11 protein-coding genes are annotated in these 9576 nt (G+C 48.7%); all 11 read left to right on the top strand.

The features are described 5' to 3' along the window. Positions 1 to 72 precede the first annotated feature (72 nt). The 11 genes from ACOI7D_RS02570 (at position 73) to ACOI7D_RS02520 (ending at position 9213) form a co-directional block, all read left to right on the top strand. On the top strand, positions 73 to 252 hold the full coding sequence (locus tag ACOI7D_RS02570) for a DUF4222 domain-containing protein (protein ID WP_023322342.1): 180 nt from the start codon (positions 73 to 75) through the stop codon (positions 250 to 252). Continuing rightward, positions 242 to 1153, top strand: coding sequence for a conserved phage C-terminal domain-containing protein (locus ACOI7D_RS02565; RefSeq protein WP_109547535.1), 912 nt, complete (start codon positions 242 to 244; stop codon positions 1151 to 1153). Before ACOI7D_RS02570 ends, ACOI7D_RS02565 begins: the two co-directional genes overlap by 11 nt. Next, on the top strand, positions 1150 to 1608 hold the full coding sequence (locus ACOI7D_RS02560; protein WP_008806045.1) for a PerC family transcriptional regulator: 459 nt from the start codon (positions 1150 to 1152) through the stop codon (positions 1606 to 1608). The genes ACOI7D_RS02565 and ACOI7D_RS02560 overlap by 4 nt, the downstream gene beginning before the upstream one ends. After that, the gene (locus ACOI7D_RS02555; RefSeq protein ID WP_100681021.1) at positions 1596 to 2978 is read left to right on the top strand and encodes a phage N-6-adenine-methyltransferase; all 1383 of its coding nucleotides are present in this window, start codon (positions 1596 to 1598) and stop codon (positions 2976 to 2978) included. Before ACOI7D_RS02560 ends, ACOI7D_RS02555 begins: the two co-directional genes overlap by 13 nt. Next, a complete protein-coding gene (locus tag ACOI7D_RS02550) occupies positions 2971 to 4821 on the top strand; it encodes a DNA cytosine methyltransferase (RefSeq protein WP_100681020.1) in 1851 nt (616 codons plus the stop codon). The genes ACOI7D_RS02555 and ACOI7D_RS02550 overlap by 8 nt, the downstream gene beginning before the upstream one ends. Then, entirely contained in the window at positions 4821 to 5294 is a 474-nt protein-coding gene (locus ACOI7D_RS02545) for an SOS-response repressor and protease LexA (RefSeq protein WP_226453188.1), read from the top strand. The genes ACOI7D_RS02550 and ACOI7D_RS02545 overlap by 1 nt, the downstream gene beginning before the upstream one ends. After that, a complete protein-coding gene (locus tag ACOI7D_RS02540) occupies positions 5291 to 5689 on the top strand; it encodes a RusA family crossover junction endodeoxyribonuclease (RefSeq protein WP_042934062.1) in 399 nt (132 codons plus the stop codon). Before ACOI7D_RS02545 ends, ACOI7D_RS02540 begins: the two co-directional genes overlap by 4 nt. 89 nt (positions 5690 to 5778) lie before the next feature. Then, entirely contained in the window at positions 5779 to 6600 is an 822-nt protein-coding gene (locus tag ACOI7D_RS02535; protein ID WP_100681018.1) for a KilA-N domain-containing protein, read from the top strand. Between the two features lie 9 nt (positions 6601 to 6609). Continuing rightward, on the top strand, positions 6610 to 7668 hold the full coding sequence (locus tag ACOI7D_RS02530; RefSeq protein ID WP_227538358.1) for a DUF968 domain-containing protein: 1059 nt from the start codon (positions 6610 to 6612) through the stop codon (positions 7666 to 7668). A 17-nt stretch (positions 7669 to 7685) separates the two neighbouring features. Next, positions 7686 to 8069, top strand: a complete 384-nt coding sequence (locus ACOI7D_RS02525; RefSeq protein WP_100681016.1) for an antiterminator Q family protein — start codon at positions 7686 to 7688, stop codon at positions 8067 to 8069. A gap of 94 nt (positions 8070 to 8163) precedes the next feature. Beyond that, positions 8164 to 9213, top strand: coding sequence for an SMEK domain-containing protein (locus ACOI7D_RS02520; RefSeq protein ID WP_100681015.1), 1050 nt, complete (start codon positions 8164 to 8166; stop codon positions 9211 to 9213). The last annotated feature ends 363 nt before the right edge of the window (positions 9214 to 9576 follow it).

Below are 9576 nucleotides of genomic sequence, written 5' to 3'. Positions count from 1 at the left end.
TAAATGGGTTTCATGTAACCACAGCCGGGCAACGGCAATTGTGGGGGTCTTTAACCGGAGGGTAAAAGCGTTATGCGCGAAGTTAACCGAAAGTTCAGAGACCACTATGGCAAGCCCGTCAGAGTCATACGGTGGGAACGTGAGACCAATCGTGTCATTTACCTCAGGGAAGGCTATCCGCACGAGTGTTTTAGCCCACTCGATCAGTTTCAACGAAAATTCAGGGAAGTAGAGGGCAGCCATGAGCAGTAAATTACACGGTCTGGTATGGGAAGCCTGTGCTTTCAAAGGCCTGATCATATCTGAAATAGCGGTCATGGCCCGCCTGGCTGACTTCAGCAACGACGAAGGAATATCGTGGCCTGCTGTGACAACTATTCAGCGACAGATCGGGGCAAAGAGCGAGAACACTGTTCGAAGCGCCATTAAAAAACTTCAGGCGAAAGGGTGGCTGAAGAAGCAGGAGCGTCGCGTAGGCGGCAAGAATAATTCGAACGTCTACAAACTCAACGTCGATATGCTGGAACGTGCAGCAGCTGAAGCAAAACTCTTCTACGCAACCCCGCGTGAACAATCAAAATTTGATGCCTCAGAAATTGAGGGTTCAAAATTTGAGGGGTCAAATTCTGACGCCTCAAATAATGGGTCTGCATCCCCTCAAATATTGCGGGGGGACCCCTCAATGGTTGAAGGCGATCCGTCATTAGATCCGTCATTAGATCCGTCATCTAAAAAACCTTTTTGTCGGGCTCCTGCGGAACCCGACGATAAGCCGGATCCTGAAGTGGTGATCACTAACCATGCGATCGAAGTTCTGACGCATCTGAATCAGGTCAGTGGCTCCCGGTTTCAGAAGTCAAAAACTTCCCTCGAAAACATTCGGGCACGTCTACGTGAGGGGCATACCGTTCCAGATCTGAAACTCGTTATCGACGTTAAGCATGAGCACTGGCATGGCAACGACGAGCAATACCAGTACATGCGCCCCGAGACACTTTTTGGGCCTAAAAAATTCGAGGGCTATCTGCAGAGCGCTATCCGCTGGGATGCCAAAGGGCGACCGCCACGGGAATGCTGGGACAGAAGTAAGCCGCGGGATATCAACCAAATTGGTGCAGTGCAAACGACCATACCGAAGGGGTTTCGTGGATGAACATTACTCAAATGGCCTTTGAATTCATTGCTAAAAACCCAGATCAGAAAATGCGCGATATCATTGCTGCCTTTCCTGACTGCAAACCTGTTTCTGTGAAAAGTGCTGTGTATCGCCTGTACACAGAAGGGCGCCTGGAAACCAAAGCAACCTCATGCGGTTTTATTTATCGAGTCATCAATGATGCATCCTGCTGCGATGACCTACAGGACGACTTTAAGTCCAGAGGCAACCTGGAACAGGAAAAAGCCGCTAAAAAACTCGAAGAGCGCAGCTTGTATCGCCGGGCCGCTACTGTGTGGCACCAGCTCAGTACCTCAAGCTGCAGCCAAAAAACTCTTGAATATTACATTCGTCAGAAAAATGCCTGCCTCCGGAAAGCACGCATGGGGAAATCACACACTGAGTGTCTGTTAGCCGGGAATTACTGCGGAGGTGATCTGTGCATCGACTGAACACGACCAGCGAAGGGGAAATGCTGGTGGATGAGGCCGAACTCCCAATCACCAGAAGCCAGTACTGTGATGCTCTGGATGCATTACGTGCTGCACCTGCCCACTATCTCAAGGAGGTGGGCGACCAGTGGAGAACGCCCGATCTGTTGTTCTGGGGGGTTAACGCTATGTATGGCCCGCTGGTGCTGGACCTCTTTGCAGACGAAAGCAACGCAAAATGCCCTGCGTGGTACTCAGCAGAAGACAATGCCCTGACGCAGGACTGGGCGGGGCGACTGATAGAACTCGGCGGCGCGGCATTTGGAAATCCGCCGTATAGCCGTTCTCAGTATCACGAAAAGCAGGCGATCACAGGCATGACCCACATCATGAGTTATGCATCCGCTCAGCGTGAAAAGGGTGGTCGTTATGTCTTTCTGGTGAAGTCAGCGACGAGTGAGACATGGTGGCCAGAAGATGCGGATCATGTCTGTTTTATTCGCGGTCGCATCGGTTTCGATCTGCCTACCTGGTTTAAGCCGGCGGACGATAAGCAGAAGCCGACCAGCGCCTTCTTTGCCGGGGCGATTGTTGTATTTGATAAGTCCTGGCGAGGTGAGCGCTTTAGCTATATCGATCGTGTGGCTCTTGAAGCGAAGGGGCGCGCGAGTATGGCCCTGGCCCAGTACGCCGTGGGTAAACAGGCAACAGGTCCAGTAATGGAACTGCCCCAGACAGAGCAAGCCGAAACTGAAATACCGCTCCTTCAGAACGAAATCCTTGCGAAAAGCGGCATACGATCCTGGGCATGCGTGGTTGCTGCTTTTGGCGATAAAGCCGAGTACACCTTCGCCGAGTCGAAATTCGGTCATACCTGGGCGGCTGATTCAGTGGATAAACCGGAGTTTACGCCGGTTAACTCAGAAGTGATCGCCACAGCTCAATCCCTGATCATCAAACAAACTGCGAAACAAGCGCTGGTGGGCTGGCTTAACGGTGTTGGTCTCGGATCCACAATTGCACGTGAAGAAACCATAGAACGCATGAACTCGGTGTATGCAGAGTTTGTCGACACATGCCCGGTAACTGAGTTCATCGATATTGTCGGTAGACTGGATCAAGCGAGCTGGTTCAACAGCAGGCTGATCCGCACTCATGTCCGTGAAGCTCTCTCCGTTGCCAAAGAGGCCTTACCCGAAAACCGGATATGGCCACTGGAAGTAGGCCTGGTGTTTGAGCGAGTCGAAGGCGTGAATCATCTTAACGAGTCTCAGCAAAATAAGCTGAAGGCACACATTAATCAGCTGTGGCTTGAGCGTACGCCCAGTACCGAAATCATAACTATTGCCAGCGGGCTGGTCAGCAGCATGCAGGGGGTTAGCCATGCGTGAAATTATCGTTGATAACTTTGCCGGAGGCGGCGGCGCCTCTACCGGGATTGAGATGGCTATTGGGCGTAGTGTCGATATAGCCATTAACCATGACGAAAATGCTGTTGCCATGCACCGTACCAATCATCCGGATACCTTGCACTACTGCGAAAGTGTGTTCGATGTTTCTCCTGTCGCAGCAACCAGCGGCAAACCTGTTGGCCTGACCTGGTTCTCCCCAGACTGTCGCCACTTTTCCAAAGCAAAAGGAGCTAAACCAGTTGAAAAAGCGATTCGTGGGCTGGCGTGGATCGTTATTCGCTGGGCGCTGGATGTTGGCCCGCGGGTAATGATGCTTGAGAACGTCGAAGAGTTTAAAACGTGGGGTCCACTACTGGCGGCGGAAATGCGTCCGGATCCGGACCGCGTTGGAGAAACGTTCCAGGCGTTCGTAGGTATGCTGACATCTGGAGTTCCTGCAGATCACCCTGCGTTGTTGGAATGCTGCGAATTTTTGGAGTTATCGCCGGATAGCGAACAGGCGAGGCGCTTGATTACCGGGCTGGGCTATGACGTCGATTATCGCGAGCTACGCGCCTGCGACTATGGTGCACCAACTATTCGTAAGCGCTTTTTCATGGTGATGCGAAGGGACGGGAAACCGATAGTCTGGCCAGAAGCTACTCACGGTGATCCGAAATCACCGGCAGTGCAGGTCGGAAAACTGGCGCCATGGCGGACAGCTGCTGAATGCATCGACTGGTCCATTCCTGCACCATCGATATTTGACCGCAAAAAGCCGCTTGCAGTTAACACGTTGAAGCGTATAGCACGGGGTATCCAGAGATTTGTGGTCGATAGCGATAACCCATTCATAGTTAAATGCAACCACACTACGACACGCGGTAAATATGATTGTTTCCGTGGGCAGGGGTTGTATTCACCAATACAGACAATCACCAAAACTCATGGTTACGCATTGGCGGTACCTACTCTGGCACCGTTTATGGCTGGAAATGGTGGTAGCCAGTATCAAGCTAAACCGCGTCCACTCAACAAACCAGTTCATACCATCCTAAAACACTCCCGAGCATGTGTGGTTGCCCCGGTTATCGCCCGCCAGTTCGGCGCCAGCATTGGCCACCGGGCAGATGAGCCTAGCGCCACTATTACCGCTGGTGGTGGGGGTAAGTCTCAGTTTGTCACCGCTACGCTTATTCAGATGGGGTATGGCGAGCGGGTAGGGCAATCGCCGCGGGTTCTCAATCTTGGTAAACCGTTGGGTACTGTTACAGCTGGGGGCAATAAGTTTGCCGTAACAACTGCGTTCCTGGCGAAACACTATGGCGGGAACTACACCGGTCCGGGCGTTGCGCTTGATAAGCCAGCTCACTCAGTGACTACCGTCGATCATCACGCTCTTGTGACATCGCACCTGGTAAAATTGCGTGGTACCTGCCGTGATGGTCAGCGCACTGATGAACCGATGCCGACAATCACCGCTGGAGGTCAGCATGTGGGAGAGGTTAGCGCGCTGCTGGCGGCTAATGATTACGACGAGCGGCGTGCGGACCAAGTTAAAGAGTTCCTAAATTCTTTTGGCGTCAGCGAACTGGTGACGATTAAGGGCATTGTTTACCGCATTGTCGACATCGGCATGCGCATGCTGCAGCCGCATGAGCTCTACAGAGCGCAGGGATTCCCGGAGTGGTACATCATCGACCAGGATTACCGCGGTGTGAAGTATGCGAAGGATAAGCAGGTTGCGCGTTGTGGTAATGCGGTTCCTCCGCCTTTTGCTGAGGCGCTGGTTAGGGCCAATCTGCCGGAAATGTGCATTAACAAACAGGAGCGAGCCGCGTGATGAAGTTAACTCTCAGGCAGCAGGAGGTTCTGAACCTCCTGATCGACTACCAGCGTAAGCATGGTTTCCCGCCTACTACCTACGAACTGACCGGCATGCTGGGGTGCCGGTCCCCCAATGCGGCAGCAACCCACCTGAAGGCACTGGAGAGAAAAGGGGCCATCACAATCACCCGCGGGGTATCCCGCGGTATCAGCATCACTCCTTCGGTTTCCCGAAAGGAGCTGGTCGTTAACCTCAACAGCATCGTGAAAGTGAAACTTAATGAAGTTTCCCTCAGTCATTTGGAAAAACAAAACGAAGAGAACCGTATACGTTATCCGGGGATATTCGGCGAGTTTGTACCGTTGGCGACAGACGAAAATGGCTACTCGTCAATGACCCTGTGGCGCCTTATGTCTGACCTGGGACAGCTTTGCTATTGCGGAGGGGAGGTTCCCTTTGAGCTCAAGTTGATTTTGGAGGATGAATGAAATTTATTCTTCCTTTCCCGCCCAGCGTGAACTCCTACTGGCGGTCCCCAAATAAGGGGACTGCAAAAGGTAAATTGCTGGTCAGCGAAGCTGGCCGCAAATTCAAACATGCTGTAAGAGCAGCGATTATCGAACAGCTGAAAGCAGTCCCAAAACCCTCCGCTTCGCCAGCGGAGGTAGTCATTGTCCTGTATCCGCCTGATTACCGCCGCCGCGATCTGGACAACTACAATAAGGCGCTTTTCGACGCACTTACATACGCCGGTATCTGGGAGGATGACAGCCAGGTTAAGAGAATGACGATCGAGTGGGGTGAGAATGCAAAGGGAGGGAGAGTTGAGATCACCATAACGGCATTCAATAAAGTGCTGGATGTTTGTTCAGTGGTAGGTTGAAGACTATGCAATCAGGCATTAATCTCAAGGTGTGTAAACGAACCGGGCGTGCAGGCCCAATCGTCACGTTAAAGTGTATGGAGATAAGTATGGCTAACCACGTTATGGGCTATGGTGCGCCCAAAAACCACTCTCATTTGGCGATTGAAGGTATTTTCGTTCGCCGGGATGCGGCAGGTCGATTTTGTTTAAATGACTTTCAGCGCGCGGCTGGTGGAGAAGAACGTCATAATCCTAACCGCTGGCTACGGTCCGAGATGGCAGCTCAGTTGATTACTGAGCTAACGCCAGATATGGCGTTTGCCCCTATTGATGTTGTGAGAGGAGGGATCAACCCTGGGACATACGCCTGCAAGGAATTGGTGTACGCCTATGCAATGTGGATTAGCGCCGCCTTCAATCTGAAAGTCATCAGAACGTTTGATGCGGTGCAAAATGCTATGACAACGCTGACCTCCGATCGTATTCAGGCTGGGGTCATTTTGCTGGAGTCAGCATCCCGGACATTAAACCTCTCCAATTCTTCCAAACTTGGTGCTTACCAGAAATTGCAACAGGCGGCCGGGCTTCCAGATTTAATGCCTGCTTATGCGATTGATGCTCCAGCCGGCGCCATGGATGGATCCAGTCGGCCCACACTCTCGCTTAGTGCTCTGCTTAAAACCCATGGGATACGGCTAACTGCAAACCAGGCATATCACTTAATGGCTCGTGCCGGGATCGTGGATCAGAAGGAACGGCAAAGCCGGAGCGGATTAAACGGAGTAAAAAAATTCTGGTCTGTAACAGCCAAAGGCTGCCTTTACGGGAAAAATATCACCAGCCCTGCGAATCCCCGGGAGACTCAGCCACATTTTTTTGAATTAAAATTTCCCGAGCTTCTGAGACTGCTCGGCATTGTCACGCAGTAGGGGATGATCTTGCGCGGATTACTAACACCAGAGATTGTGCCCCGCCTCGGCGTAGTACTCTTTAAACCGGGAAAGGAGCTGATGAGCCTCTTTGCTCAGGGGCGCGTTCTAATAACTCCACAGCCCGAGTACATGGCCGGTTTTCCTACGGGGAAAGTGCCAGACGCTCGCCAGCCGTTATCCGTAGATCGCAGCCTTGTTCCTTTCTTTACCGATCCACGTGTCATCACAGCTGCGGGAGGTATTGAGGGGCTGGAGCGATGGCTTAGCCTGGCTGTCAGACAATGCCAGAATCATGATGAGGGATATCACCACATCGAAACAGTCATCTTAAGGCAAGATCCAGGCTCCGTTTTATTATGCTGGCATTGCGACAATAAGCTTCGAGATGAGCCGGATCCGGCGATCAAGGAAATAGCAAGCCGTAATGTTATCGACTGGGTCATCGATATGGTCCTGCTTTCGCTTGGATGCACCCGGGAAAGGACATTATCCCTGGCAGAGTTGTGCTGGTGGGCTGTTCAGTCTGGGATTTCTGATGCGATAACGGAGGCTATGGCTGAAAAGGCCTTGCGGATAGCTCCAGAGCCGCACCGTTCGGTATACAGGGACAGCAACATCATCCCAGCAATACCCGCGGCCGACATACTTAAAAGACGTCTGGATAAGAGGGAAAGCCATGCCATAACAGGGGATCTGGAGACGGGTGATCAGGATGCTGGGAGACCTATTCTCCGGTTGGGCGTGGATCCGGACTGCCCTGAAGCATTTATGTTGCGACCGAAGCGCCGGCGCTGGATTTGCCCTCAATACACCCAGTGGGTAAAAACACAGGAATGTGCCTGCTGTAGGCAACCAGCTGACGATCCACACCATATAATAGGGAATGGTCTGGGGGGAACTGGCACCAAGGCCCATGATCTCTTCGTGATACCACTGTGCAGAGTGCATCACGATGAATTACATGCCGACGTCTCAGCATTCGAACAGAAATACGGAACGCAGTTAGAGCTGTTGGCCCGTTTTCTGGATCGGGTAATGGGTATCGGTGTCATTGTAAAATCTTAAGTGTATGGAGAATATGAATGCGTGACATGCAAAAGGTTTTAGATTTATGGGGCGGTTGGGCGGCAGCTGACAGCTCCGGTATTGATTATTCCCACATTGCAGCAGGTTTTAAGGGGCTTCTTCCGCAGGGCGGCAAAACACGTTTGTGCTGCACCGATGATGATGCATTAATCATAGAAGGCTGCTTGGCAAGACTTCGCGAAAAGAAGCCATATGAACACAGTTTGCTCGTGGCTCATTACCTGTACGGTATCTCGAAGCGGAAGATAGCTAAGGCACTAAAGAAAGATGAAAAGCTTATCCGGATTGAGATACAGATGTCTGAAGGTTTTATTGAGGGATGTCTCAGTATGTTGGATGTACATTTAACAATGGATGCAATAGTAACGATAACACGATAAAATTGTTATCCTCATTCAGTTTTTGACAGATGTTGTTTTTTTAAAGACAATCTTGCTTACCTTCCTGTCGTTCCGGTAGGAGGGTAACACAAGAATGAAATTTAATGACTTAAATGAGGAGGCTATTGTGTTAACTCGGCAGAAAAAAAATAATAATATTACATTTGCTTTTTCTCTTCTTAGTACTGTTATCACATTTAATAGCAAGCAAGGTTTGTTTGACATTAATAAAACTATGGAACTGGTCTTGACAGACTTGCTAAGCCATGTTTACAACCTATCATTAACAAATCTCAATGTTATTAAATATAATCATCCTGCTATCGATTTAGGTGATCAGTCTAGTGGAGTAGCAATACAAGTTACCTCAGATGGTTCAAAAGCAAAATTTTCAAAAACAATAGATAAGTTTTTTAAATGGAATTTACATGAGACTTACAATGAAGTATGGATGATGGTTATATCGAATGATCCACTTGAGGATCATTCGAGGAAAGGTATTGTCATCCATGTGTTAAATTTATCAGATGTTGCAAATTCTATATGCAATAAGGGTGGGGAGGAGTTTGAGCAATTATATTTAATGTGTGAAAAGGAATTTGGTGTATATTTCCCGAATGCGAATTCTAGTATATTGAAGCCAATGCGGGCAGAAAGCATTAACCCAGGTGTAAGTATCGATAATTTTATAAGAGAAAATGGAATTGATCTTAATGATACTAATTTTAACGTGTCCGAGCAAGATATCAGGAGCGATTTGATTCTTTTGAAAGATGAACTTTCACTACTCAATGAAGAGCAGAGATGGTTTATTTATTTAGTTATTAAATATACAATTGAATCTGACAATAATAAATATATTGATGCGTGCATTATTCCCAAGGCTATGATTATGAATGGAAAGACCTATGATCAGAAGGCGTTAGTAAAAGAGACCGTTGACGCTTTGTCGTTCATAAACTTGGCCTATTATGATGAAGATAACAGTAAATTTGATGGCCCAACTTTTTCTGTATTTTTTACGAAAGGAATATACGAATATTTTGACTATTTTTCGGCAATAGCGAAGTTTGTTAGAGATACAGGTAAAATAAATGACTTGGAAGATATTATTGTTGGTTGTGATTTCTCACTAATTGATTAAATAATTCTAAGTTTAGTATGGTGCGGAATGTGGCTTTGCGCTCCGTATTCTTTTTCATAATTAATGATAGGGAAAGTATTAGTGTCAATATATATTAATACGCTCATCAATTTAATGCGTTGATTTAGATCTGATTTGTTACTGTTGTTTATGGATATAAAAATATTGTAGGTTACTCTGGACGGAGTGGCCTACTATTACTACTGTTGACGTAATGAAAAAATACTTTTCATTATGTAGGGTAACTGACGGTGGCTGGTGTTCAATAGTTACTGACAATAACTTTAATAAAAGAGTCTTCTGTTTCGATAACTTGTGCTTATTTTGTCTGTGCAAGAAAAATATTCAGATGTGTAATTAATA

Origin of the sequence: Klebsiella sp. C360 (assembly GCF_048822415.1) — a bacterium.
Taxonomy (GTDB): Bacteria; Pseudomonadota; Gammaproteobacteria; order Enterobacterales; family Enterobacteriaceae; genus Klebsiella; species Klebsiella quasipneumoniae.
This window is presented reverse-complemented; position numbering and strand designations above follow the sequence as displayed.

Coding starts and splice junctions, on each gene's coding strand:
- ACOI7D_RS02525 (WP_100681016.1), top strand. CDS start 7,686: ATGCGTGACATGCAAAAGGTTTTAGATTTATGGGGCGGTTGGGCGGCA.
- ACOI7D_RS02565 (WP_109547535.1), top strand. CDS start 242: ATGAGCAGTAAATTACACGGTCTGGTATGGGAAGCCTGTGCTTTCAAA.
- ACOI7D_RS02520 (WP_100681015.1), top strand. CDS start 8,164: ATGAAATTTAATGACTTAAATGAGGAGGCTATTGTGTTAACTCGGCAG.
- ACOI7D_RS02550 (WP_100681020.1), top strand. CDS start 2,971: ATGCGTGAAATTATCGTTGATAACTTTGCCGGAGGCGGCGGCGCCTCT.
- ACOI7D_RS02545 (WP_226453188.1), top strand. CDS start 4,821: ATGAAGTTAACTCTCAGGCAGCAGGAGGTTCTGAACCTCCTGATCGAC.
- ACOI7D_RS02560 (WP_008806045.1), top strand. CDS start 1,150: ATGAACATTACTCAAATGGCCTTTGAATTCATTGCTAAAAACCCAGAT.
- ACOI7D_RS02570 (WP_023322342.1), top strand. CDS start 73: ATGCGCGAAGTTAACCGAAAGTTCAGAGACCACTATGGCAAGCCCGTC.
- ACOI7D_RS02540 (WP_042934062.1), top strand. CDS start 5,291: ATGAAATTTATTCTTCCTTTCCCGCCCAGCGTGAACTCCTACTGGCGG.
- ACOI7D_RS02535 (WP_100681018.1), top strand. CDS start 5,779: ATGGCTAACCACGTTATGGGCTATGGTGCGCCCAAAAACCACTCTCAT.